General features: G+C 37.8%; 28 protein-coding genes. 12 read left to right on the top strand and 16 right to left on the bottom strand.

All coding sequences use genetic code 11. The features are described 5' to 3' along the window. Positions 1 to 34: 34 nt before the first annotated feature. The 6 genes from ACOI1C_RS11215 (at position 35) to ACOI1C_RS11240 (ending at position 5,422) form a co-directional block, all read left to right on the top strand. Entirely contained in the window at positions 35 to 1,417 is a 1,383-nt protein-coding gene (locus ACOI1C_RS11215) for a YheC/YheD family protein (protein ID WP_422510616.1), read from the top strand. Then, the gene (locus tag ACOI1C_RS11220) at positions 1,414 to 2,487 is read left to right on the top strand and encodes a YheC/YheD family protein (protein WP_422510617.1); all 1,074 of its coding nucleotides are present in this window, start codon (positions 1,414 to 1,416) and stop codon (positions 2,485 to 2,487) included. The genes ACOI1C_RS11215 and ACOI1C_RS11220 overlap by 4 nt, the downstream gene beginning before the upstream one ends. 13 nt (positions 2,488 to 2,500) lie before the next feature. Continuing rightward, positions 2,501 to 3,862 carry a YheC/YheD family protein gene (locus ACOI1C_RS11225; protein WP_422510618.1) on the top strand — a complete coding sequence of 454 codons (1,362 nt, stop codon included), beginning with the start codon at positions 2,501 to 2,503 and terminating at the stop codon, positions 3,860 to 3,862. Next, a complete protein-coding gene (locus ACOI1C_RS11230; RefSeq protein ID WP_422510619.1) occupies positions 3,859 to 4,932 on the top strand; it encodes a YheC/YheD family protein in 1,074 nt (357 codons plus the stop codon). Before ACOI1C_RS11225 ends, ACOI1C_RS11230 begins: the two co-directional genes overlap by 4 nt. Before the next feature lie 29 nt (positions 4,933 to 4,961). Then, positions 4,962 to 5,174 (top strand): YheE family protein, encoded by a 213-nt coding sequence (locus tag ACOI1C_RS11235; RefSeq protein WP_422510620.1) that lies wholly within the window; start codon positions 4,962 to 4,964, stop codon positions 5,172 to 5,174. 62 nt (positions 5,175 to 5,236) lie between these two features. Then, the gene (locus ACOI1C_RS11240; RefSeq protein ID WP_422510621.1) at positions 5,237 to 5,422 is read left to right on the top strand and encodes a hypothetical protein; all 186 of its coding nucleotides are present in this window, start codon (positions 5,237 to 5,239) and stop codon (positions 5,420 to 5,422) included. A 52-nt stretch (positions 5,423 to 5,474) separates the two neighbouring features. On the opposite strand, the gene ACOI1C_RS11245 is transcribed toward ACOI1C_RS11240, so the two are convergent. Beyond that, positions 5,475 to 5,993, bottom strand: a complete 519-nt coding sequence (locus ACOI1C_RS11245) for a plastocyanin/azurin family copper-binding protein (protein WP_422510622.1) — start codon at positions 5,991 to 5,993, stop codon at positions 5,475 to 5,477. Positions 5,994 to 6,144: 151 nt separating this feature from the next. On the opposite strand from ACOI1C_RS11245, the gene ACOI1C_RS11250 reads away from it, so the two are divergent. From ACOI1C_RS11250 to ACOI1C_RS11265, 4 genes are all read left to right on the top strand, one after another. Next, on the top strand, positions 6,145 to 7,026 hold the full coding sequence (locus ACOI1C_RS11250) for a PucR family transcriptional regulator (protein ID WP_422510623.1): 882 nt from the start codon (positions 6,145 to 6,147) through the stop codon (positions 7,024 to 7,026). A 222-nt stretch (positions 7,027 to 7,248) separates the two neighbouring features. Next, positions 7,249 to 8,346, top strand: a complete 1,098-nt coding sequence (locus ACOI1C_RS11255) for an ABC transporter ATP-binding protein (protein ID WP_422510624.1) — start codon at positions 7,249 to 7,251, stop codon at positions 8,344 to 8,346. Between the two features lie 841 nt (positions 8,347 to 9,187). Further along, entirely contained in the window at positions 9,188 to 9,397 is a 210-nt protein-coding gene (locus ACOI1C_RS11260) for a small, acid-soluble spore protein, alpha/beta type (RefSeq protein ID WP_422510625.1), read from the top strand. Positions 9,398 to 9,539: 142 nt separating this feature from the next. Next, complete coding sequence (locus ACOI1C_RS11265) at positions 9,540 to 9,674, top strand: hypothetical protein (RefSeq protein ID WP_422510626.1); 135 nt, start codon at positions 9,540 to 9,542, stop codon at positions 9,672 to 9,674. Between the two features lie 36 nt (positions 9,675 to 9,710). On the opposite strand, the gene ACOI1C_RS11270 is transcribed toward ACOI1C_RS11265, so the two are convergent. From ACOI1C_RS11270 to ACOI1C_RS11290, 5 genes are all read right to left on the bottom strand, one after another. After that, a complete protein-coding gene (locus ACOI1C_RS11270; RefSeq protein WP_422510627.1) occupies positions 9,711 to 10,445 on the bottom strand; it encodes an amino acid ABC transporter ATP-binding protein in 735 nt (244 codons plus the stop codon). A gap of 19 nt (positions 10,446 to 10,464) precedes the next feature. Beyond that, a complete protein-coding gene (locus ACOI1C_RS11275; RefSeq protein ID WP_422510695.1) occupies positions 10,465 to 11,163 on the bottom strand; it encodes an amino acid ABC transporter permease in 699 nt (232 codons plus the stop codon). Further along, positions 11,150 to 11,944 (bottom strand): amino acid ABC transporter substrate-binding protein, encoded by a 795-nt coding sequence (locus ACOI1C_RS11280; RefSeq protein ID WP_422510628.1) that lies wholly within the window; start codon positions 11,942 to 11,944, stop codon positions 11,150 to 11,152. Before ACOI1C_RS11280 ends, ACOI1C_RS11275 begins: the two co-directional genes overlap by 14 nt. A gap of 227 nt (positions 11,945 to 12,171) precedes the next feature. Further along, complete coding sequence (locus tag ACOI1C_RS11285; protein ID WP_422510629.1) at positions 12,172 to 14,193, bottom strand: ABC transporter ATP-binding protein; 2,022 nt, start codon at positions 14,191 to 14,193, stop codon at positions 12,172 to 12,174. After that, complete coding sequence (locus ACOI1C_RS11290) at positions 14,190 to 15,950, bottom strand: ABC transporter ATP-binding protein (RefSeq protein WP_422510630.1); 1,761 nt, start codon at positions 15,948 to 15,950, stop codon at positions 14,190 to 14,192. Before ACOI1C_RS11290 ends, ACOI1C_RS11285 begins: the two co-directional genes overlap by 4 nt. Before the next feature lie 543 nt (positions 15,951 to 16,493). Here ACOI1C_RS11290 and ACOI1C_RS11295 point away from each other — a divergent pair. Next, positions 16,494 to 16,985: a hypothetical protein gene (locus ACOI1C_RS11295; RefSeq protein ID WP_422510631.1), complete on the top strand. Its 492-nt coding sequence runs from the start codon at positions 16,494 to 16,496 to the stop codon at positions 16,983 to 16,985. Positions 16,986 to 17,060: 75 nt separating this feature from the next. Further along, positions 17,061 to 18,074 carry a DUF3231 family protein gene (locus tag ACOI1C_RS11300; protein WP_422510632.1) on the top strand — a complete coding sequence of 338 codons (1,014 nt, stop codon included), beginning with the start codon at positions 17,061 to 17,063 and terminating at the stop codon, positions 18,072 to 18,074. Positions 18,075 to 18,146: 72 nt separating this feature from the next. On the opposite strand, the gene ACOI1C_RS11305 is transcribed toward ACOI1C_RS11300, so the two are convergent. The 10 genes from ACOI1C_RS11305 to ACOI1C_RS11350 all read right to left on the bottom strand — a co-directional run bounded on the left by ACOI1C_RS11305 (position 18,147) and on the right by ACOI1C_RS11350 (position 24,965). After that, a complete protein-coding gene (locus ACOI1C_RS11305) occupies positions 18,147 to 18,458 on the bottom strand; it encodes a hypothetical protein (RefSeq protein WP_422510633.1) in 312 nt (103 codons plus the stop codon). Then, the gene (locus ACOI1C_RS11310; protein ID WP_422510634.1) at positions 18,455 to 18,664 is read right to left on the bottom strand and encodes a hypothetical protein; all 210 of its coding nucleotides are present in this window, start codon (positions 18,662 to 18,664) and stop codon (positions 18,455 to 18,457) included. The genes ACOI1C_RS11305 and ACOI1C_RS11310 overlap by 4 nt, the downstream gene beginning before the upstream one ends. 322 nt (positions 18,665 to 18,986) lie before the next feature. Continuing rightward, positions 18,987 to 19,622 carry a thiamine phosphate synthase gene (gene thiE, locus ACOI1C_RS11315; RefSeq protein ID WP_422510635.1) on the bottom strand — a complete coding sequence of 212 codons (636 nt, stop codon included), beginning with the start codon at positions 19,620 to 19,622 and terminating at the stop codon, positions 18,987 to 18,989. Continuing rightward, positions 19,619 to 20,428 (bottom strand): bifunctional hydroxymethylpyrimidine kinase/phosphomethylpyrimidine kinase, encoded by an 810-nt coding sequence (gene thiD, locus ACOI1C_RS11320; RefSeq protein ID WP_422510636.1) that lies wholly within the window; start codon positions 20,426 to 20,428, stop codon positions 19,619 to 19,621. The genes thiE and thiD overlap by 4 nt, the downstream gene beginning before the upstream one ends. An 11-nt stretch (positions 20,429 to 20,439) precedes the next feature. Continuing rightward, entirely contained in the window at positions 20,440 to 21,459 is a 1,020-nt protein-coding gene (locus ACOI1C_RS11325; protein WP_422510637.1) for a thiazole biosynthesis adenylyltransferase ThiF, read from the bottom strand. Further along, a complete protein-coding gene (locus ACOI1C_RS11330; RefSeq protein WP_422510638.1) occupies positions 21,456 to 22,223 on the bottom strand; it encodes a thiazole synthase in 768 nt (255 codons plus the stop codon). The genes ACOI1C_RS11325 and ACOI1C_RS11330 overlap by 4 nt, the downstream gene beginning before the upstream one ends. A 1-nt stretch (position 22,224) precedes the next feature. Continuing rightward, complete coding sequence (gene thiS, locus ACOI1C_RS11335; RefSeq protein WP_422510639.1) at positions 22,225 to 22,428, bottom strand: sulfur carrier protein ThiS; 204 nt, start codon at positions 22,426 to 22,428, stop codon at positions 22,225 to 22,227. Further along, positions 22,412 to 23,554 carry a glycine oxidase ThiO gene (thiO, locus tag ACOI1C_RS11340; RefSeq protein ID WP_422510640.1) on the bottom strand — a complete coding sequence of 381 codons (1,143 nt, stop codon included), beginning with the start codon at positions 23,552 to 23,554 and terminating at the stop codon, positions 22,412 to 22,414. The genes thiS and thiO overlap by 17 nt, the downstream gene beginning before the upstream one ends. Then, on the bottom strand, positions 23,538 to 24,164 hold the full coding sequence (locus tag ACOI1C_RS11345; protein WP_422510641.1) for a thiamine phosphate synthase: 627 nt from the start codon (positions 24,162 to 24,164) through the stop codon (positions 23,538 to 23,540). The genes thiO and ACOI1C_RS11345 overlap by 17 nt, the downstream gene beginning before the upstream one ends. 18 nt (positions 24,165 to 24,182) lie before the next feature. Further along, positions 24,183 to 24,965 carry an energy-coupling factor transporter transmembrane component T family protein gene (locus tag ACOI1C_RS11350; protein ID WP_422510642.1) on the bottom strand — a complete coding sequence of 261 codons (783 nt, stop codon included), beginning with the start codon at positions 24,963 to 24,965 and terminating at the stop codon, positions 24,183 to 24,185. Positions 24,966 to 25,829: the final 864 nt, after the last annotated feature.

Consider the following 25,829-nt stretch of genomic DNA (forward strand, 5'->3'; position numbering starts at 1 on the left):
CTAGTTAACTATTCAATCAAATGAGGGTCGGTTTATGATTGTTAGCGAAAAAATAGAAATTCTTATGAATGCTTCAAATGAGAAATATGTCATTCATATGTGTGAGGGCCTTTTTGTAAAATGGTCTCTTTCACCTATTAAAAAATATCATTTCCAATGTGGTGATTTTTTCACAGATGTTACCATTCTTCCGGTTTCATTGGAGGAATCTACGATAAGCCTGCACCCATTGCTCATGAAAGAATGTAGGCTACCCAAGTTAAATTATAAGCTATCTTTACATTTTCATCAAAATTCAGATATGATTTCAATTGGTCTATTCGTTGGATTGTTAACCGAAGTAAGGGAAACTGAACAAGGTCCCTCTTTCGGTTCCATTCAGGATTTCACTGAAGAACTTGCTATGTATTGCGAAGAGAATCATGTGTTTTTTTATGTGTTTTCACTAAAGGAATTCAACCGGGCCAATAATCAGTTAGATGGATATACTTGGAACGGAGATTGCTGGAAACTTACTGAAGTCCCAACCGCACATGTAGTCCATAATCGAATTCACTCTAGAAAAAGAGAGAAATCAACACCCTATGAACAGCTCCTAACCATGCTACACGACAAACATATTCCATTCTTTAATGATCACTTTTTAAACAAGTGGGAGACACATCAAAGCTTAGCTCAGCAAGAGCATTTACTACCCTATCTCCCCGAAACTCACCTATTACTTAGCTTCAACATTTTAGAGGAATTTTTGCAAAAGCATGAAAAAATTTTCATCAAGCCGATTCATGGTAGCCAAGGAAAAAAAATTATTCGAATAGAGCGGCATGGTGAGGAATATATCCTTGACTATACAACGTTTTCTGGAGACATCGAAAAGAACTTTCCAACTATTCGTGAGTTGTTCAAAGCCATCAAGCCTAGACTAGCTAACCAAGCGTTTATTATTCAGCAAGGTATACCATTATTAAGCTTTCAAGATCGAATCTTAGATTTCCGCTTTCTTTGTCATCTAAACTCTATGAATCTATGGAAAGTGACCTCTTCTGTCGCACGAATATCCTCCCCTAACGAATTCGTCTCTAATTTAGCTAGAGGGGGAGAAATTCAAAAAGTAAGCAAGCTTCTTAAAGAGATACTTGACACTAAGGTAGCCATTGATGTTACTAAGATGCTCCATGAACTTGCCTTGGAGGTTGCCTCATCAGTAGGACAGTCAGAAGAAGGACTCTTTGGGGAGCTTGGAATCGACTTGGCATTGGATATATCTGCTAAGCCTTGGATCATTGAGGTCAACACAAAGCCTTCTAAAAATATGGAGGCACCGACAGTCAAACAGTCTATCCGCCCATCTGCAAAGGCCATTATCAATTATTGCTTATTTTTAGCGAATCCCTTCCAAAGGAGCGATTTACAATGAGATCTATAGGTTTTCTAACTGTAAGAAAAGATCAAGAACTTACTTATTTTACTGATATTGCATCCGTATCAAATGATACTGCGGTTGGAATATTTCGTTTCACTCCTCTTGATATTAACCCTATAACCGAGCAGGTCCATGGCTATCAATTCGACAAATCTACTAAAACTTGGGGACACTCTATCTTTTCTATTCCAACATTTATTTATGATCGTTGCTTTTATCATGTTGACGACTTATCCAAAAAGAGTGAACCTATCGTTAAATGGTTAAAGCAAAGACCTGGTACCACCTTTTTAGGATATGGTTTACCTAACAAATGGGAGGTCTATAAAGCACTTCATGAACAGCATCCCATTTCTTCTTATCTTCCAACAACAGTAGAAATTCGAACCTATATGCAGGTAAAACGATTACTTAAGAAAGAACAGTCTATCATCTTGAAACCCATAGCTGGTTCTCAGGGAAATGGAATCCTTCATATCAAGCTAGATACCAATGAAATCATCATTCAATCTCAACAACAAGGAGTTTCTAGCACTAATACTTTTAAGAAATTGCTAGATTTCAAGCTATATATTGAAAATCTCTTAAAAGAAACTTCCTATTTAGGTCAGCGATTTCTTCGTTTACAACAAAATAAAAAACCATTTGATGTTCGAATCCTTTTACAAAAAAACGAGATTGGTCAATGGGTCGAGCAGGGTAGAGGAGTTCGTATTGGCAAAGAAAATGGTCTTGTGTCAAATCTTCATAACGGCGGAGAAGCAATACCTTTCGAGGAATTTTTAAATGAGATGCCGCCACGACGAAGATCTTTAATTCAAGAAGAAATTCAAACTATCACAAACCGCCTTCCAAGCCTGCTAGAGAAAAAGTTCGGTCGATTGTTCGAACTTGGGCTTGATATTGGAGTCACTGATGACGGTGCAGTTTGGTTACTTGATATTAATTCGAAACCTGGGAGAAAAGTCATTACCTCTACTTCTCTTTCAAAGAAAGAACAATTATTACAAGCTCCCTTACACTATATGAACTACCTTGAGCAACAAAGAGCCAATATTAAATAGAGAGGAGCTGGTGATGATGAAGAAATTTTTGAAAACAAAGGAATTACTAGGATCAATAGCGACCATACAAATTCCACGGGTAGTAGATGTTGGCGAAATAACTAGAGTTGGCTTTGGTACCAAAACGACTAGTTGTCAGTTTATTGCTGGAGAAGAAAACGAAACGATCTATATAAGCCGAGACCTACTATCCACCTTGAAAATACCTCTTAATCGAAACCTACATTTTTTTATTAATGACGACGTTCTTCATATCGGTCCATTAATTGGCATATTTACCGCTGGATTCACTGAATCCTTTTTACGCCCAATTGGGGAACGCTCTCTTTTCTTTGCCAAACTATTGACCATGGAAAAATCAGTCGGAGTCTGTGCCTATGTCTTTGGTGCACACCTCATTGATTGGGATGAAGGCATGGTAAATGGCTATTTTTATGATGAAAAGGAAGGTTGGACACAGCAAGAGATCCCCTTACCAAACGTCATCTATGACCGATTACCGAATCGAAGAACTGAAAACCACGGAGCCTTAAAAAAAGTAAAACAGCGCCTACAAGACGAATATTTGATTCCTTGGTACAACCCTGGCTTTTTTAACAAATGGGATATTTATAAAATATTAGTCAATGAACCCGCTCTGTCACAATTTCTACCAGAAACCATTCATCAACCAACATTTCAGGATATTGAAGATATGGTGAAAAAATATAAATATGTTTATATAAAGCCTGCGAATGGAAGTTTAGGGCTAGGTATTTATCAGGTTGTGGCGAATGAAACAGAGGATTCCTATTACTGTCGCTACAAGGACGGTGAGGAAAATCGGCTGCAAAAGTTCTCATCCTTACGAAAATTAATTCAATATGCTTTCAAGGATAGAAACTTAGATACGTACCTTATTCAACAAGGCATACATTTAGTTCGTTATGAAAATCTACCCGTAGATTTTCGAATTCATACGAACCGAGATCATGAAGGTAAGTGGCAAGTGACTGCGATTGCGGCTAAAGTAGCAGGACGAGGAAGTGTGACCACCCATTTAAGTAATGGGGGAATGATTAAGACACTTGATGAGCTTTATCCAGACAAAGATAAAAGAAATGAGCTTCAATCCCAGTTATATGAGACAGTATTATCTTTGAGTAAAGCGATCGCGGCAAAGACAAATGGTTATATAGGGGAAATCGGTTTTGATATAGCCGTAGACCGTGCGGGGAAACTTTGGCTATTTGAAGCCAATTCAAAACCAGGCAGGGCCATTTTTTCCCATCCTAAACTCCGTTCACAAGACAAATTTTCACGGCAACTTTCCATGTCCTACGCTATCTATTTGACTGAGCAAGGCTTTTTAAAACCAGAGGTTCAATATCAATGAAGCGCGGGTATCAACCACTAGTGGGGATTCTTGCGGGGAATAGTTCAAATAAGCATTTTAGTGGGAATGAACTAGCTTTTCAACGAATTCAATTAGCCCTTCAAAAAAACGGAGGGCTTTCCTATGTATTCAGAACCGATGGATTTTTAGAGCACTCAGTCATAGGATATGTCTATGATTTTAAACGTAAAAAGTGGATTGAAAATACTTTTACGCATCCTGACGTAGTTTATAACAAAATTCCGTTTCGAAAATATGAGCAGAGTCCCCCTTTTTTTGATATAAAGACAAAATTGCACTCTTTGGACATTCCTTATTTTAATGAGAGTTATTTTAAAAAATGGGAGATTTACGAATTATTATTTAAAAACAACGATTTAAAGTCTTTGCTACCTGTAACAATTCAACTCGATTCGGTTCAATCGTTTGAAAGCATGTCAAAGCTTTACAAAAGAGTCTATCTAAAGCCGAGTAAAGGGAAAAAGGGAAAAGGAATTTTTATCATTGAGCAGACTACTCCTGATAAATGGAATATACAAACGATTGAACATATTATTCAAGATATTCCCTATAAAGAGTTGATACATGAGTGGATTCTGACACAAATAGATCAAAATTATATCATCCAACAAGCCATCACGCCATTAAGATGGAAGGGGTCAAGGTTTGACTATCGGGTTTTGGTTCATCGGAAAAACGAGCAAGAGTTTGTCGTAAGTGGCATTGGGGTCCGTCAGTCACAAACACAAGAAGTGACCACCCATGTGCCTGCTGGAGGGAAAATAATACCGTTTGGGGATTTACCCTTTCAAAAAGATGCTGACATTATTGATGAGATAGTTTCTACAACAGGTCAACTACTACTTCAGCAATTCAAAAATATCGGTGAGTTTTCCATGGATATTGGAAAAGATGTGAATGGCGATTTATATATTTATGAAGTGAATTCAAAGCCGATGGTTTTTGATGAAGATGACATCCGCCGAAAAGGGTTGGAGCATTTAGTAAAGCTCTTTACTTTTCTTTCTTCTAAAGCCGCTACTTCTTTTTTAAATCATACACTTTTATAGTATGATAAAAGGAAAAAGGGAGCGGTTTTATGCTATCTCATTTTATGTACAAGCCCCTTTTTAAGGACAAGTCCCTACCTGGCTGGTCTATTCGTTTTTATTATAAAGGGACGTTATATGAAGCAACGTATCATAAAGACGGAAATATTGAATGGAGACAACAGCAACCTCCTATCGATGAAACAGAACTAATTCGTTCTCATGTCCACGAATTAATGCTTTTTCATGTTTACGATTCCTAATCTAGTAGTAATTCCTCCCTTTTAAGCACAAAATAGGTGGACTTGAAAAGGAGGGAAATCTTGTGACAAAAAAAGAACCAACATTTAGAAAAGATCTTCAAAACGAAGGAAAAGAATTTGCTTATTTAGATGTCGATCGGATGATAAACGAAGGGTTATCTGGGGGATCTGTTCACAGAGAAGGCAACATGGCCAACATTGAGCCGACTATTCATCTACCAGAAGAAGCACCTCCGAATGAGAATTAAAGAAACAAAAGATGCTTGTGACGAAGATATTCGTCCAAGCATCTTTTGTTTTTTATTCAACTACGATTGCCACATTATGCTCGGCAAAATCCTGATTCGTCCAAGTGATTGTTGTACCTGGTGCAACAGTGATTTCCATTTCACTAAATTCATATCCCGCAATATCGAGTGCTAAATTCTTCTCAGACATTGCATCTGCTTGAACTATTACTTTCATCTTCATGACAGGGTGTGGTTCACAATAGATGTTATTGACTCCCGCGTTTGGGAATGTGTAGCTAACGGTTTCTCCCTTTTGTAGAAGTGGTGACGTTACATTTGCTGTAACAGCTTCACCGGATTGGGCAGGTTCAGGTTGTTCAGTTTCTGGTTGTTTAGTATCATCTTCTTTATCACTGTCTTCCTTCTCATCTTTGTTCATATCTTGACTTATAGGTTCTGAAGTTTTCGTTTCTTCCTCGTTTTCTGATTCCATAACAGGTTTTTCTGCTTCCATCGAACTGCAGGCACCCATACTAGAAACCACTGCCAAAATAAAGAAACCCATTTTCCATTTTTGTAGTATTTTCATTTAAATCATCCCTTCCCTTCCTGTTTTCTAACAAGTAAACGATTGATTTGAAGATTTGGATCACCTTTCTTTTTTCTCATACGTCTTGGAGTTTTTAATTTTCACATTCGTCTTGGTATAATAAAAATAAAACTAAAAGGAAGCCAAAAAAATGATTGATAAATTACGTAAGCAATATCCAAGCTTAGTTGTGGAGGAAAGTCTCCCTAAAGATTCAACCATGCAATATTATCGACTTGATAGTGGATCATACATCGGTATCCATAAAGGAGAGCTATCCCAAAAAGATCGTAATTTACTATCAGTATTCTTGGCTCCAATCTCAATAGAAAACTCTCTTTCCACTGAGCAATCACTTTGGAAGCAAGCCATTCTATCAAAAGAAAAAAAAGATTTATGTAATCATTATGAGGAAAACACTAGCTTCCGCCTTATACACTTTTTTCTACAAAATGATGTGGATGTAAAGTCTTTTGAAGAAGCGATATCTTCTCTATCCTTTACCAATAAGGTTGTTGTCTGGATAACCCCTCAAAACGGGATTATTGTTGAGCAGCCAAAACATGAATGGGTTCCTAAAGAGGAATTAATGGACTTAAGAAGTGCAATTGCAACTGATTTTTATACTGACATGTACTTTTATATTGGCGAATTTTTTTCTCTACAACAGCCAATCCATGAGCTTTATGAGTGGGAGACTCAATGTTTCAACTTATCACGAGTCCAATTTAAAAATAAAGGAGTATTCCAATTTTTTGAAACCATTCCCTACATATTGTTAAAAGACACAAATGAAGAAACGAGGAAAAGGATCTCACACCTTGTCTACGACTTTACAAAAGAGGAACTTCATTCAATTAAAGTATTCATTGAATCTGGACTAAACATTTCTTTTGCAGCTAAAAAACTTTTTATGCACCGAAATAGTCTTCAATACCGAGTAGACAAATTCACCGAAAAAACCGGCATTGACGTAAAGTCGTTTCAAGGAGCACTTGTCGTATACCTAGCTATATTGAGCGAAAACTTTTGATCTTAGGGTATGGTTTTAAGGTCTATCTGTCTATCTATTCCCCGCCTGAATGGGAACAATCGAGTGGGGAGTTCACGGAAAAACAAGACTCATTTTTTAAATACCCAATTATGTATACATGCCCAAATCACTTGTAAGTTTTTTGTGCACCTTTTACATACCATCCTCAAATCCTATTGGTTACAATAAAGTTAGAATTAAATTCCTAGGAGGTTTTTACTCATGGCAGAATTACGCTTAAATCATATTCATAAAATTTACGATAATAAAGTAACAGCAGTTAAGGACTTTAATCTTCATATACAAGATAAAGAGTTTATCGTCTTTGTTGGTCCGTCTGGTTGCGGTAAATCAACAACACTTCGTATGATTGCAGGACTTGAAGAAATTTCAGAAGGTGATTTTTACATTGATGATCGCCGTGTAAATGACGTTGCACCGAAAGACCGCGATATCGCAATGGTTTTCCAGAACTACGCTCTATACCCACACATGAATGTGTATGACAATATGGCATTTGGACTTAAGCTACGCAAGATTCCTAAGGATGAAATTGATCGTCGTGTTCAGGATGCTGCTCGTATTCTTGGCCTTGATCAATATCTAGATCGTAAGCCTAAAGCTCTTTCTGGTGGTCAGCGTCAGCGTGTTGCATTGGGCCGTGCTATCGTTCGTGATGCGAAGGTATTCTTAATGGATGAGCCATTATCAAACCTTGATGCAAAACTACGTGTTCAAATGCGTGCTGAGATTACGAAGCTGCATCACCGTCTTCAAACAACAACTGTCTATGTAACTCATGATCAAACAGAAGCAATGACAATGGCAACTCGTTTAGTTGTTATGAAGGATGGACTAATTCAACAAGTTGGAGCCCCAAAAGATGTATATGAAAAGCCTGATAACATCTTCGTTGGTGGATTCATCGGTTCTCCAGCAATGAACTTCTTTGAAGGAACTCTTAAAGATGGGTCATTTACAATCGGAGATATCAGTGTGAAAGTTCCAGAAGGCAAAATGAAAACTTTGCGTGACCAAGGCTATGTGAATAAAGAGGTAATCCTCGGAATTCGTCCAGAAGATATCCATGATGAGCCAGTATTCATTGAGTCTTCTAAAGATACAAAGATACAAGCTGAGATCGAAGTATCTGAATTAATGGGTGCTGAGACTATGCTTTACTCTAAAGTAGCAGGACAAGATTTCATCGCGCGTGTTGATTCACGTACAGATATTAAGCCAAGTCAAAAGATTGATCTAGCACTAGATATGAACAAATGCCATTTCTTTGATAAAGAAACAGAATTACGTATTAAGTAAGTAGTAGCAAGAAGATTCTATATATATGTTTTAAAGACTTTCTAACATCAGTTAGAAAGTCTTTTTTAATACTTTTGATTAGAAAGAATATGAGTAGTAACAAAAGCATCCTACTAATTCAGGTAGGATGCTTTTGTTACACATTACATTGAAAAGAGATCATCATTTTACCTTGCTAGCGAGATTCATGTTACAGTTAATCACAGCTTAAGCACATTAAACTCCTTCTTTGGTTACCGCCAGCTGCCTTTTTCACAGTTCACGGGGCATCACTTGAGCTCCTTTGGTTACTTAACAATTTTTTATTCTTGAATATGAACTACATGTTCAGCCTCACATTGGTCACAATATAAGAGGTGCGCACAAAGATTTCCTTCCCAGGTTTGTTCGTAACTATCTATTCGTTTCATAACCTCAATTTCCATATAAGGACTATAATCATCAAAATAGTCAATAACTCTCCCCTTGTCCTTTAAAAGTTGATTACATGTAGGACAGTTCGTTAATGAAGATTTAAACCCATTACATAGTGGACATATCCCCATAAGTCACCTCAGCCTTTTTCAAAGATGTTTTTACAATGATTCATTTTGTCTTACTCTTAGTTTCACAATTTTCTAGTAGCAATATGTATTTGTTCTTTAACTTAATAGGCTGTTGGAAACATTTACTACTAGAAATGTGAATAGTTATACCCCCAAAAAAACATAATAGAAGTACAAACAAAGCAACAACTTACTTCAATGGGTTAGAGCCCGGCGGCGGCGGACATGCTCCGTTATACTCTGGTTCAATTCCAGCTAGCCCAGCCAAAAAAACTTTATGAGGAGATGGACACATCATGGCATCAAACAGAAGCAACTCTTCAAATCAGTTACTAGTACCTGGAGTACAACAAGCTCTTGACCAAATGAAGTACGAAATTGCTACAGAATTTGGAGTAAACCTTGGAGCTGACACTACTGCTCGTGCAAACGGTTCAGTTGGTGGAGAAATCACTAAGCGATTAGTTTCAATGGCCGAGTCTCAACTTGGTGGATCATACAAGTAATTAGCTTTACAACTAAATAAGATGGATCTTGAGGAGGCGCATAGCCTCCTCTTTAATTTATAAAAAAAAATTTAGAAACGTTTAGTCATACACCAATGAACCTTCCAGACCATATATTAATTATGAGAAGGAGGCGTTTACAATGGAAGTTATAGATCTAAAATTAGTAAGTTTCCTCGCAGTTGCCTTATTGCAAGATCATTACTTTTCTCTCCATCGCCCTCGAATTTATTTCTGGTCAATGCAAGATCGATATGCAAATAAAAAAACGGTATAGCTTCATACCGTCTTTGTAAACCTTGGGAAATAACTATCATTGTAACAAATTAAGAAATTGTCTGGTTCGTTCCTCTTTTGGTGAGGTGAACAATTGGGTTGGGTCTCCACGTTCGACAATGGTTCCATGATCCATAAAGATGACCTCATCAGCCACTTCTCTTGCAAAGCGCATTTCATGTGTAACAACGATCATGGTCATCCCTTCGTGAACTAAATCTGTCATTACTTTTAATACCTCACCCACAAGCTCAGGATCAAGGGCTGAGGTCGGTTCGTCAAATAACATAACCTCAGGTTCCATCGCTAAGGCTCGTGCAATTCCAACACGCTGTTGTTGTCCTCCAGATAATTGAAAAGGATAGTCATTCATTTTTTCCTTAAGTCCTACTTTATCTAAAACCTTCTCTGCATTACCCCTAGCCTGTTCTTTTCGGAGTTTTTTCACGGTTATTGGACCTTCCATTACATTTTCGATCACTGTTAAATGTGGAAATAAATTATAGCTTTGAAAAACCATTCCTGTTAATTTTCGAAAGGAAAGAATCTGTCTCTTGTTAACTTTAGAGGAAAAGTCCAACGAGGAATCTCCAATCTTTATGATTCCAGTGTTTGGTGTTTCCAATATATTCAAACAACGAAGAAGAGTTGTCTTCCCGGAACCGGATGGACCAATGACCACGACTACTTTTCCTTTTTCAACCTTTAACCCAATTCCATTTAATACATATAAGCTGCCAAACTGTTTATGTAAATCTTGAATTTCAATCACGCCAGAAACTCCTTCTCTTTTAAGCTACATAACGATCCATCCGTCTTTCAAGCCTTTCTTGAACCAGCGAGAGACCAAGACAAATTATCCAATATAAGAGTGCAGCCTCCGTATATAAAAACAAAAACTCATACGTTTGAGCTGCGATTTCTTGTGCTTTTCTAAACAGTTCAGTTACTAGGATCAATGATGCTAAAGATGTATCCTTCACTAAGCTAATAAAGGTGTTTGATAGTGGAGGAATAGATACTCGAGAAGCTTGTGGCAGGATGATTCGCCTTAGCGTTTGTTGATCGTTCATTCCGATTGAGTACGCTGCCTCCCATTGCCCTTTTGGAGTAGAGAGGATTGCAGCTCGGATAATCTCAGAAGCATATGCTCCTACATTTAACGAAAATCCAATAATCGCAGAAGGAAAAGGATCAATGACTAAACCGATTGTTGGTAGACCATAAAAAATAATAAATAATTGAACAAGTAGAGGTGTACCACGAATAATGGATACATACACCCTGGCAATTGGTGATAGGAAACGGTTCCTTGAGATTCGTGCGAGAGCAGTTAAGACAGCAATTACAATCCCGACAATAAATGAAGCTATAGTTAATGGAATCGTATAATAGAGAGCTCCCTTCACCATCGGAAGAAGAGAACTCCATAATATTGTAAGGATTCTATCCAATTTCTCAGGGTCAGAAAATATACTACTTAGATACATCTTCACCAAACCATTTCTCTGAAATTTCTAGATAAGTCCCATCATCCTTCATTTCAGCCAATGCTTTGTTCACAGCTTCCACTAACGATTCATTACCCTTTCGGAACATTAACCCGCTCGGACCTGCATCATCTGAAGTAGCTATAATTTTTATGTCGGCATCCGGCTTTTGATTCAAAAAATCTAAAACAGACAGCTTATCATTAATTGTAACGTCCACTCGCTTTGAGGTTATCAATTCGATTGCTTGAGTAAATCCTTCAACTCCGACAATTTCTGCTCCATTTTCCTTTGAAATATTAGCATAGTTACTTGTTAGTGATTGTGCAGCTTTGAGCCCTTTAATATCCTCAAAGCCTTTTATATCATTATTTTCTTTATGTCCTACTAGTACAGCGGAAGAAGAAATATATGAGTCGGAAAAGTCATATTTTTCAACGCGATCTGGTTTAATGCCTACTTGGTTTGCAATCATATCAAATCGCTCTGCATCTAATCCTGCAAAGATGGCATCCCATTGTGTTTCTTTAAAAACAGGCTCCACTCCTAAACGTTCAGCAATTCCTCTTGCAATTTCAACATCAAAACCTGTCAATTCACCTGATTCATCATGAAAAGTAAATGGAGGATATGTACCTTCTGTACCTATTAAAAGCTCTCCTTTTTCTTGAATGCTTGAGAGTAAATCACCGTCGTCTGTTTTGGCAGCATCTTCTCCACTACACCCTGAAACAAATAGTAACCCTAAAGAAATACTAAGTAATAATAAAAGATTTTTCACTTGAATGCCCCCCAAATTTATAGGTATTTCTACCAAATTTAATGACCTAAGGATATTGTGCCCAGACTTATTGGACAAAAACTTAGTTTTAAAAAATTATTCGTTTAAATTGAGAAGAACCAAAAAACTCTGACTTTCAAATACTTGAAACAAACCAAGAATCGCTCATATATTTCTAAACTCAAAAAAGAGGCCCCTCAAACTAGGCCTCCAAAATTTCATACTATTTATACAGCTAATGTTGAACCTTGCTGTAATTGATACATTTGATAGTATCGTCCACCCTTTTGCATCAACTCATCATGATTTCCTTTTTCGACAATTTGCCCCTTATCTAATACTAAGATTTGGTCTGCATTTTTGATCGTAGAGAGACGGTGAGCAATAATAAAGGTAGTTCGACCCTTTTTCAAGACTTCTAGTGCTTCTTGAATGATGGATTCTGTTTCTGTGTCGATAGACGCCGTTGCTTCATCTAGAATTAAGATGGCTGGATTAAAGGCTAATGCTCTTGCAAAAGAGATCAATTGGCGCTGTCCAGCAGACAATGTACTTCCCTTTTCAATAACAGGCTCATCATACTGACCAGGAAGATTCTCAATAAACCTTGCAGCCCCAACATCGTTCAGCGCTTTTATTACTTGTGCGCGAGAAATTGTAGGGTCATGCAAGCTTACGTTTGTCGAAATGGTACCTGTAAACAAGAAAGGATCCTGTAATACAATTCCCATATGCTTTCTAATTTGCTGCTTGGATAATGATTGAATGTCTCGACCGTCAATAAGAATCTTGCCTTCTTTTATATCATAGAATCGGAATAACAAGTTCATGATCGAACTCTTCCCTGATCCTGTATGTCCAACAAGGGCAACAGTTTCTCCTTGAGCCGCTTCAAAATGAATGTCTTTCAATACATAATCGCCTTCTTTATAGCCAAAAGAGACATGATCAAACGTTACATTTCCACGGTATCTAGGAATATTGTCTTCTGTAACATCTACACCTTCTTCATCTAGTAACTCAAATACTCGTTCTGATGCAACAAGTGCTTGCTCTAATAATGCGAGCTGGTTTACTAACCCTGTAATCGGCTGGAATAAGCGGTTTAGATAGTCAACAAACGCATATAAAACCCCTAAGGAGATGACCGTCCCAATTTCTAAAGATGCTCCGCCAAAATACCAAATTAAGGCGACGAAGGCTAGATTCCTAAGAACGAACACTAAATTATGTGATGTCATGGCATTTAAGCTTAAGAGCTTATTCTGAACAGTGAAATATTCCTTGTTTAATACTTCAAATTCTTTATTTGTTTCCTTTTGACGTTTAAAAGCCTGAATAATCGTCATACCTTGAATTGCTTCATTGATCATTCCGTTTATATCACTTAGAGTAGAACGAATGACATGGTTATACTTAGATGCATAAATCCGGTAAAAATAAATCCAAACAACCAAAATAGGAACTAAAATTAAGCAAATAGCTGCAAGCTTCACATCCAGTAGGAACAATGCAATATAAATACCTGTTATATAGATCGTACTTGTAAAAAAGGTCGATAAGACGGTTACAAATAAATCTCTTATTGCTTCCGTATCATTCGTAACCCTGGACACCACTTTTCCTGCAGGTAGGTTATCAAAATAATGAATAGGTAACCGCTGAATTTGCTGAAAAACATCCTTCCTCATTTTTTGGATAATCCGATTTGCGGAAATTTGTAAATAAAGCCTTTGACCATACTGAAATCCGGATGAGATGACTATTAAGACAAAATAGATACCAACTAACCAAAGGATATCATCGATTTCAGGCGAGTAGAATAACATAAGCTCATCAACTGTTAGTGTTTCAGCCGAATAACTGACTTCGTTTTCTCCTCTACTAATGGTTAACTGACCGTTATTGAAAACTCGTGCTCCATCAAACTCAATGCTAGAATGAACGAAATAATAGCTTCGACCAGCTTGTAGAATTCGAGCCTCGTTTCCTCTCGTCTCTGTTTCCTCAAAATGATCCGCTCGTTTATAAGTGATATCTCGGTAGGTAACCGTATCCTTATCATTTTCAGTTGTTTCATACCAGGATTTTTCAATACCTAAAATATGTTGATCAATGATTGTTTTTGCAATAAAAGGACCTGTTAATTCCGCTGCTACGGCAAAGGTTAACATGATTAATGCCAGAATGATCGTACGTTTATACAGTAGTGCATATTGAAAAAGGCGACGTCCTATTTTCTTTTTCATGCTTGGACCTCCTGCCCAGTTAAAGCGGCTTCAACTTGCTGACGTTCAAACTGCTCTTTATACCAGCCATTTTGCTGAATTAAATCTAAATGCATTCCTTCTTCAACAATCTTCCCATCTTCGAAAACAACAATCCAATCAGCATGTTGTATACCAGATAACCGGTGTGTTGTAATGATAGTTGTCTTACCTGCACGTTCCCTTTGGATATTTTCAATGATGGCAGCTTCTGTTTTGGCATCGACTGCTGATAAAGAATCATCCAAAATCAAGATCTCTGGGTTAATCAACAAGGCCCTCGCAATCGAAATCCTTTGCTTTTGTCCTCCCGAAAGTGCTACCCCTTTTTCACCCACTAATGTATTCAATCCATCAGGTAGCATTTCTAAATCCTTTTTAAATGCAGCCTGCTCTATCGCATTCATGACATCTGCCTCGGTACTATTACTATTTCCAAACATAACATTCTCCGTAACGGTCCTTGAGAATAAAATGTGTTGCTGAGGAACATAACCAATCCAGCTTTGAATATCTTCAATTGGTAATCTTTCAATTGGAACTCCCGATATCGTAATTTCGCCTGCTCCCAGTGGGTATTCTCTTAATAACTGCTTAATAAAGGTGGTTTTACCACTTCCTGTTTTCCCCACAAGTCCAAGTGTTTGACCACGTTTTATTGTCACATTTACATCTACTAAGTTAGGCATGGTGGATGATGGATATTGGAAATTCACTTCTTTAAATTCAATATCCTCAGGACTTTCAACATGGATTGGTTCCTTGTGGTCCTCCACATCTTGCTTATAGGAGAGTGTTTCACTAACACGATCTAGGGAAGCATTTCCCCTTTGCATAATATTAATCAATTCACCAACTGCGAACATCGGCCAAATGAGCATCCCTAAATATACATTAAAAGAGACAAGCTCACCAAGCGTTAGTGACTGATTGAAAACTAAATAGGCTCCATATCCAAGTCCAATTAAATAACTAATTCCGACTAAGACTTTGATTGTCGGCTCAAATAAGGCATCGATCTTAGCTACATCCACATTTTTATTGAAAATATCTTCAGTGAATGTATCGAACCTAGCTTCATCTGCACGTTCCTGCACATAGGCACGGATAACTCGAACTCCTGAAATTGACTCCAGCACCTCGTCATTCATATCACCAAATGCATCTTGTGCAACAGTAAATCTCTTATGAATCTTTTTTCCGTAAATATTCATGGCAATCGCCATAATTGGGAGTGGCAATAGAGCTGCTAATGTTAAAGGCCAGCTTATTAGAAAGCCCATTGTCAATAAAATAGTAATCATAAAGACAAAAGAATCTACTAAGGTCAATATTCCGAATCCCGCTGTTTGGGAAATGGCCTTTAAATCATTTGTAGCACGAGCCATTAAATCACCCGTACGGTTTTTTTCGTAAAATGTTGGTGTCATCTTGAGTAGATGTCCCATAAGTTTAGAACGAAGGAGACGTTCAACTAAAAACGACCCACCAAAAAGCTTATACATCCAAACGTATGTTAAACCATATAGGATCACTGTTAACCCTAATAAAAATCCAATATACTTAAATAGTTCATTGCTCGTTAATGAGCCTATATGGATTGCATCAATCGCTACTCCGATCAGTCTAGGTGGGATGACTTCAAGTATACCAACAACGATTAATAGTGAGATTGCTAAGGCATATCTCTTCCAATACTCTTTAAAAAACCAACTTAATTTCTTTAACACTGCGAACATAAAATTTTAGCTCCTTTCTTTTCATGAACATGGTTGTCGTTATCCGCTTTCTTTCTCTCCAGCAAAACAGATCAACAATATTTCTACATTTCTCATAATCTTTTCCTCCCTTTTAAATTAAAAATATATATAAAACCGGTCATTATAACCGAATTCTACCAACAGAAAAAGCACACCCTAAAGGAAAGAGGAATGTGCCTTTTTACAAACATAAAAAGGCGCAAGCCATAAATATGACCTACGCCATTAATTAGTTGTTTTTAGGGTAAATTAAAACAAATATCTAGAGGTCGTCACGTTATGAAGATATGATTTAGTTTTGACAGATACAATGTGCTTAATCATCAACGTAACCTCCCTTTCCAAAATATTCTATCATACGTAGCTTATCATCATAAAAAATGTCTGTCAATTACCATTTTTATTTATTTTAGATTTACTAAAAAGAGAAGGAAAAAAAATACAGTAATAGGATTTATTATATTTTTGATTCTTTTGGCTCATTTTAATAGTAGGTAGATAAAATGGATGGGTAGGGTCGAGATGGAAGATAAAAAACGGGAAACGTATCCAATAGAGATGATTTTTTGGAGTATTGCTCTACCTGGCTTCGGCCAAATATTAAATAAGCATTATTTAAAGGCCATCATTTTTATTACATTAGAATTCCTAATCAATGTACAAGGAAGAATTAATGTCGCTATTGTCTATAGCTTTCAAGGAGATATAGATCTAGCTATTCAGGCTGTCGATTATGAATGGATCATGTTCTATCCATGTTTATATGTTTTTGCGATCTGGGATGCGTATAAAGGGGCAAAGGAACGTGTTGGTATGAAACAACATATCCCTTTTGAATCCATTCCTTATTCAATAGCGGCATACTTTACAACAATCGGGGTCATTTATTCAAATAAACCTATTCTATCTATAACTTTTGGCCCGATATTTACTCCCATTATTGCAATTACGATTGGGTTTATTATCGGTGGGATTGTGAAAAAGGTTCTAACCAGGAGGTTTGTAAAAGGATAACGGAAGATGTGTGTATAATATTTCTACGATATTTAGAGCAAAATAAAGATAGAAAAAATTTAGGAGGTTACATTTATGCCTGAGAAACCTACAATAACGTCATCTGAACTCGGTGTCCTTTGGCTTACATACCAAGAGAAGACGATGATTTTGCGAATGTTAGAATATTTCATTGAAAAAGCAGACGACGAGAAAGCTAAAAAAATCATGACTGATTTATACAGTGAAATAGACACTTACGTCGGTAAAATAAAAACTATTTTTGAAATGGAAGGTGCGGTTATCCCAGTCGGTTTTACTCCACAAGACGTTAACAAGGATGTTCCTAAGCTATATGATCATGGATTTGATATTATGTTTGTTCGGTTACTAAAAGAGATTAGTATGGGGCTGCATACGATCAATATAACCATGTGTTACCGTGAGGATATTATTATGCTATTCAAGGACCTTACTGCTATTACCCAGGCCGCTTACAATGCTTGTACTCAATATTTGATTGAAAAAGGAATGTTGGCAAGATCTCCTTATGTTACAATGCCCGAAACGGTTGAGTTTGTTAAAGATAAAAACTATTTGAGTGGTATGAATCCACTTACTAAACTAGGAAAAAAACGAACAGTAAATACGGTTGAGGTTGCTTATGTTTATCATGGTATTGAAGCAAATGTTACGGGGTTACAAATGATTACCGGTTTTGCTCAATGTGCCGATAGTTCCGAAGTCAAGAAGTTTTTCTTAAAAGGAGCAGAACTCTCCAAAAGTGTTATTAAAGAGATGGGTGAAACATTTCTCGAAGATGGTATTCAAGTTCCTGGTTCTTCAGGAGGAAATGCCACGCGTTCAACAGTGGCTCCATTTTCAGATAAACTCATGATGTACTGTACCAGTATGTTTTGTAGTTTTTCGATGGGCAGTAATGCAATTGGTACAGCCTTTAGTTTACGGAACGACTTAGCAGCGAAAATGATGCTTTTCTCAAAGGATATTTTTGAATATGCTCATGAAGGTGCAAAAATCATGATTAAGAACGGTTGGATGGAAGAACCACCACAGATGGAAGAACGGAAAGATATAATTAAAGAATAAAATTCTAAAAGTAAAAAAGTAGTGCGATTTCGTAAGTGGAATTGCACTACTTTTATGATTAAGTACGTGTAATTAGGCTTCAAATGCACCTTTAAGTTTTTCTAACTGCCCACTATCAGCTTTTTTTATAGCCACTTTAATTAGTGGTGCCATGATTTTCATGAATCCACCTGCTTCGAATTTTGCAATTAGTGTGATTTTTGTGTCATCATCCTGTTTCGCAAAAGAATATATGTAGTCGGCTCTAAATTTACCTTGAACAGAGGTTATGGTGATTGATTTATATTTAGTAAACTCTGTTATGGTTGAAATATTTTCTTTGCCTCTAGTATGAAATTTATATTCCGTCCCTTTTTTGATTGGTTCGTCTGTCACCTTTATCATAGATGAAACACCTGGAAACCATTTGGAACCGTTTTCTTCAAGGTTAAAAAAAGTTCGATAGTAAATGATTGAGCTGTTACGGTACTAATCCCCCTTTCAAGTGATGCAGAGTTACCAACACCATGATTTGCATAGCCAGTCAGACTTGTAAAAAGAAACACGTAAATAGATAATACTCCTGTTAAGATTGATAACTTCCTTACCATTTAGTCTCCTCCTAATTCCCATTGTGAATTCCACAATTTAACTATTCTACACATATATTGAAATTTATTTTAAATATATATTGGGAAAATCCATACAAAAAACAACGAATTAGGCACAAGAAATACATCCCACTTTCCCAATACCCTTTTCTATAGATTTGAGGTATAATTATAACCTTTTTCAATTGAGGAGTTTTGATAGCAGTATCTTTGGATCATTATCCATGAAGTCTATCGAAGATAAGGTACTGGGTTATCAAAAGTAAAATAAGGAAAAAGGGGATGTTGAATATAAAAATATCATCCCTTAACGCCAAGGGACCTAGTATAAACTACTCCCATTTAAGTTCTTCGCAGCTACTTGGGGTGATTCCATTTTACTTATTGCCGAAATTATTGCTACCCCATCAGCACCTGCCCGCATAACATGACGCGCATTTTCAGCTGTGATCCCTCCAATTCCAACTAATGGAATGGAGATACTAGCCTGTCTCAATTGTGCAATAAGCTCAGGACCTACTACATCCCTGGTATCTAGCTTTGAGAGTGTTGGATACATCGGTCCGACCCCGATATAGTCTGCCCCGTTTTCAATTGCCTGTCTTGCTTCTTCAAGGTTATGGCAGGAGACTCCAAGTAGTTTATTCCCAATTCTCCTCCTAACAGAATCGATATTGCCATCCTCTTGACCAATATGGACACCGTCTGCATCTAGTTTAATCGCAAGTTCTAGATCATCATTTACAATAAAAGGAACCTTATGAATTTTACAAACAACTTGAAGTTTTTTGGCGAACTGAACTCTTTCTTCCCCAACAAGAGCCCCTTCGCCTTTTTCACGAAACTGAAACAGTGTGACGCCACCTTGTATCGCCTGCTCTAACACAAATACCGGATCCTGAATACAGTTGGTACTTCCCATAACAAAATACAACCGAAGTGCTTCTCTTATGTTCATCCTGTAAAGACCCCTTGCTTACGGTATGCCCAGTGATTAGTTGGACCATGTCCGCTTCCGATCATTAGATCGTGTTTGATTGCAGAGTGTATAAATGCTTTTGCTGTTTGAACGGCCTCGAATATCTCTGCACCTTTCGCTAGCTCGGCAGTGATAGCAGCCGAAAACGTGCATCCTGTGCCATGGGTATTTTTTGTATTAATCCTTGGTGTACTAATGGTTTCGAATTGATCCCCATCATAAAAAAGGTCAATCGCCATTTCTTCTGCACCGTGTCCACCTTTGATGACAACATAGCGTACTCCCATTTCCATTAAAACTTTGGCTGCTTCTTTTCTGTCTTCCATGGTTTGAATCGTTAAGCCTGTAAGAACTTCTGCTTCTGGAATATTTGGCGTAATGATTGTTGCTAACGGGATAAGTCTTGTTTTGATTGAATAGATTGCCTCTTGCTGTAACAAGGTAGCACCGCCCTTTGCGATCATGACCGGATCCACAACAACTTGGCTCCAATTATATAGCTGAATAGCATCTGCAACCGATTCAATCAGTTCAGGACTGAAAAGCATCCCAGTTTTTATTGCTTGAGGTGAAAGGTCGTCGGCAACCGATTGCAATTGTGCTCGTATGACCTCCACCGGAACTGGATGCACAGCTTGCACGCCTATGGTATTTTGAGCCGTAATCGCTGTGATGGCTGTCATACCATATACACCTAGCTCTTGAAAGGTTTTTATATCAGCTTGAATCCCTGCTCCTCCACCACTATCTGATCCTGCAATTGTTAATGCTTTGGCAACGTTCATTTTCTCCACCTCTAACCTAAGTAACGATGATATATCCCTTTAGCTTCTGAAATATCCTTCGTTCCATGAATGAGGACACGCCCGTCTTGGAATATAACAAGTCGATGTGTACCCGTATCAAAAGATAGTAAAAAGGGATTTCGTTCTATTTTTCCACCTGTAGCTCCTAATAGTGTGGCTACTTCATCTAAATTTCGCTTTGCCCCTTCTTGTGGACGAATTTGAACGGTATCACGTCCGCAAAGTACAGCCGATTTTAATTGATTTTCAAAGGCAAGAAAAGGATAGCTTCGTTCATCACCGCACGATAAGCAATCTGTTCGTTTTAATTTTGCAACCGAAATAGCTGTATGCTGATTGGTCCATAAATCAAACGTTACGAGTTTCCTCCGGACATGCTCTAAGTCCTCAACCAGTATTTTCAACGCTTCTGATACTTGGTAGGCGACGACCATACTAACGGCAGGGCTAATGATTCCTACCGTGTCACATGTGATGCCCCCCATTGGGACCTTCTCTAGCAAGCAATGTAGACACGGTGTTTCTCCGGGTAGAATTGTGTAGCTAATTCCATAGCTTCCCACGCATGCACCATAAATCCAGGGAATGCTGTATTTTTGTGAAATATCATTCATGATCAGTCTTGTATCAAAATTATCGGTTGCATCAATCAGGATATGGACATTTTGAACAAGTCGTTCTAACTCAAGTACATTGGCATCCGTTACAACTGCATTAATTTCAACTTCGCTATTTATTTCAACTAAGCGAAGTCTAGCAGCTATTGCTTTTGGCAGTCTTTCTTCCGCATCCTTCTCAGTGTAAAGTTGCTGGCGCTGGAGGTTGCTCCACTCAACATAATCTCGGTCGACAATGGTGACTTTCCCGACTCCAGCACGTACCAATGCTTCCGCATTGGCACTACCTAATGCACCTGCCCCTATAATTAATACATGTTTTTGTTTTAATTTTCGTTGTCCTTCTACTCCGATTGGAGCAAATAATTCTTGTCTTGAATATCGTTCACTCAAACAGTGCTCAATCCTTCCATTGGACTACTAGCCGTTGCATATCTTTTTTTTGGAATACGTCCTGCTTCGAAACCAAGTCTGCCCGCTTCAATGGCAAGCTTCATTGCTCTCGCCATTTTGACAGGATCCATTGCAGCCGATACAGCTGTGTTCAGAAGAACTCCGTCTGCCCCAAGTTCCATCGCCAGTGCGGCGTCCGCTGGTGAGCCGATTCCTGCATCCACGATAATTGGCACTGTTGCTTGCTCAATAATGAGACTAAGGTTTAGTGGATTAAGGATTCCTTGACCTGATCCAATCGGCGCGGCACCTGGCATGACAGCATGTACGCCTAATTCCTGCAATCGTCTTGCTAGTATCACATCATCTGAAATATATGGTAACACAATAAACCCTTCATTTAATAATATCTCGCATGCCTTGAACGTCTCGATTGGATCTGGAAGTAAGGTGTTAAAGTCCCCTATAACCTCTACTTTTATCATGTCACAAAGCCCTGAAGCTTTCGCTAATCTGGCAATTCGCAAGGCTTCTTCGGCGTTTTTCGCTCCAGCAGTGTTAGGTAAAAGCGTAAAACGTTTTACATCAAGCTTACTTAACAAATTCGGCTGCTCTGAATCAAAAATGTCCATTCTTCTTACAGCAAACGTCAAAATTTCTGATTCTGAAACATCCACTGCTTCTTTTTGAACATCAAAATTTGGATACTTCCCCGTTCCTAAAAGTAACCGTGATGTAAATGAATATGAACCAATTTTCAACATATTACCCGCCTCCTACAAAATGTACAATCTCAATTTGGTCACCGTCATTTAGATGGACAAGGTGATGCCCCGATTTTTCTAAAATATTTTGATTATGTTCAATAATGATAACCTTTTCTTGTAGCTGAAAATGCTGTACTAAATCTTCAACACTATTTACATCATCTGAAACAATCACATCTTCTCCGTTAATTCGTAGCTTCAATTCGGGTCTTCCTCCTTTTCTTGTGATCTAGTGAAAACGCTGCTAGATTATGGGATTCCAGTTTCCCTTCTATCATGTCTGCCATGATTTCTCCCGTTATCGGACTTAATAATATCCCATTTCGAAAATGACCACTTGCTACATAGAGCCCTTTAATGAAAGGATGCTCTCCTAAATAAGGTTGACCATCAAAGGTCTGTGGTCGAATGCCAGCCCATGATTTTTCCCATTCTGCTCCTTCAAGAGCTGGTAATAGATTAATTGCAGATTTTAAAAGCTGAGAAATGCCAGCAACAGTTACTGTCTCGTCATAGTTGTGAGGAATCATCGTTGCCCCGACTATTAAACGACCTTCCCTCTTCGGAACAATATAGCAATCCTCAGAGAAAATGGTTTTCGCTAATAGTTCCTCTGTCGTCCTTACTGAAAAACATTCCCCTTTTACAGGGTAGATTGGAGGAATGAGATTAGACTTTTGGATGATGTGCTGTGTCCAAGCCCCACATGTTACAACGACAGTTTCGGTGTAGAAATTTTCAGTGTTAGTTATTACACCTTGAACACGACCTTCTTCGATGATAAAGTCCACAACTTCTGTATATTCTAGTATTCTAGTTCCTAATGATTCTGCTCCCTTTGCAAAGCTAGCAGCTAATTTAGGGGCCGAAACCTGCCCATCATTTGGTGCGTACATAGCCCCAAGAACTTTTTTTGATAAATGAGGTTCAAGCCTTCGCACTTCATTATCTGACAACCAACTTGTCTCCTCGCCTGTTGCCTTCTGAAAACGAGTCGAAGCTTGGAGTTGATGTACTTTCTCTTCAGTCAAAGCGACGGAGAGCATTCCTTTTTTAATCAGTTCAATATCTATATTAGTCCTTTCTTTTAATTCCTGAGCTAATGAAGGAAACATATTGCGGCTATCTCTTGCTAATTCAAACAGAGGTCCCGCTTCAGTGAATTCAGCTTGAACGGCTAGCATCCCAGCTGCGGCACTTGTTGCCCTCTGATTGATTTTTTCCTTTTCTAGTATCAGGACTGATTTTCCTCTTTTGGAAAGTGAATAAGCAATGGAATGACCAATGATTCCTCCACCAATAACTAGGACATCATAATGTTGTTTCATGCTGTTCCTCCTTCCATTTTGTTAGTACTTGTGAGTATCTTTCTGCAGCAATATGCGGATCTTTCGCATCTAAAATCCCAGAAATCACAGCAATTCCAGAAGCACCGTGGTTAAGAACCGTCTTGGTATTCTCAGGTGTAATCCCACCAATTGCAATAATTGGCAGACTGATATTTTTTGAGAATTCCTCTAGTAGCTTACAACCCCGTGGCTCTAAACCCAATTTTGAGCTTGAATGGAAGATATGGCCAAAAAATGCGTAATCAGCACCTCCTTTTTCTCCCTTTTGTAGCTCTGGCAAAGAATGTGTAGAGCAACCAATTGTTAAATTTGGAAATGTACTTCTGACTACCTTTACTTGAAGACTATGATGTGCGAGTTGCACTCCACTAACCCCAAGAGCTACTGCGACATCCACTCTATCATTAATGATGATTTTCTTTTTAGCAATGCCTGCATCAAGTAGCCATTGTATTCCTTCATATAGCTCGAATGCCGTTTTCTGTTTTTCTCGAATATGAAAATAATCAACAAAAACATCGACTTTACTCGCAATTTCGGCAAAATCTTTTAGTGAAAGCTTTCCGTTTGAGACTAGATGTATACCCACCTTTCAAATCCTTTCTTCTTATTGATATCGAACATCTTGTATTGAAAAGTAAGGAAAATAGTTTCCTAGACCATAGGAAGCTGCTATCAAAAGGATAAGGAGGAGAACGAAATAGGTATCCATTCTTGAAAAGCCAACACGGTAATAAAAGGTTCTCGATTGAGACGAAGAAAAACGTTTCGCTTCCATCGCTACGCCAATTCGGAAAGCTCTTCTAATGCTTTGAGATAATAATGGAATACTATAAGCTTTAAGCTTTGACGGTATAGAAGATAACCCCTTTTTACGGTGAACGCCTCTTACCTTTAATGCTCCATGAACGACTTGAAATTCCTCGAACATAATCGGTAGTAAACGATATCCAGCGAGAAAGCTATAGGCATATTTCGGACTTAGTTTAGCCTGCTGCATTAATGAATAGAACAAAAGTACAGGCTTTGTCGTTAATGAAAACAGGAGACCTATAAATCCAAAGACGAGAGCCCGGAGACCAATATGAACTCCTCTAAAAAAACTTTCCTCCGTAATGTGCACAAGTCCCCACTTTACCCAAGTGGTGTCTCCCAAGCCAAATAAAATCATGGAAGTGGACGTCGAGATAAACACGAGTATAAATGGCAGTAAAAACAAAAAAACTAGTTTCATTGGAAATCCATTGAAGGCAAAAAAGATCATGCAGACAAGGATTGTTAAGTTGAGCAAAACATTGATGTTATGAATCATTAGAATAGCAACAAATAATAAAATCATCCCGATTAGTTTTAAAGTAGGGTTAATTTTATACATCCACGTCTCTATCATGTGTGTGTTCACACCTTTTTTACGGTTTTATGCTCGTGACCGCATAGTTTTTGTGTTTATTGATGAATACTCAGGCTTTTGCCTGCTAATCATTCATCCTTCATCAGTGATCATGCGATATATCGGCGATTTTCCGAATATATCAGCGATTATCCAAATATATCGGCGATTTTCCGGATATATCAGCGATTTTCCGAATATATCGGCGATTTTCCGAATATATCAGCGATTTTCCGAATATATCAGCGATTTTCCGAATATATCAGCGATTTTCCGAATATATCGGCGATTTTCCGAATATATCCGCGATTTTCCAAATATATCGGCGATTTTCCGGATATATCAGCGATTTTCCGAATATATCGGCGATTTTCCGAATATATCAGCGATTTTTCGAATATATCGGCGATTTTCCGAATATATCAGCGATTTTCCGAATATATCGGCGATTTTCCAAATATATCGGCGATTTTCCGAATATATCGGCGATTTTACAAATATATCGGCGATTTTCCGAATATATCAGCGATTTTACAAATATATCGGCGATTTTACGAATATATCGGCGATTATCCAAATATATCGGCGATTTTCCGAATATATCGGCGATTATCCAAATATATCGGCGATTTTACAAATATATCAGCGATTTTCCGAATATATCGGCGATTTTCTGAATATATCGGCGATTATCCAAATATATCGGCGATTTTCCGAATATATCAGCTATTTTCCAAATATATCGGCGATTTTCCGAATATATCAGCGATTTTCCGAATATATCAGCGATTTTCTGAATATATCGGCGATTTTCCAAATATATCGGCGATTTTCCAAATATATCGGCGATTTTCCGAATATATC

The organism is Bacillus sp. DJP31 (assembly GCF_049310945.1).
Taxonomy (GTDB): Bacteria; Bacillota; Bacilli; order Bacillales; family SA4; genus Bacillus_BS.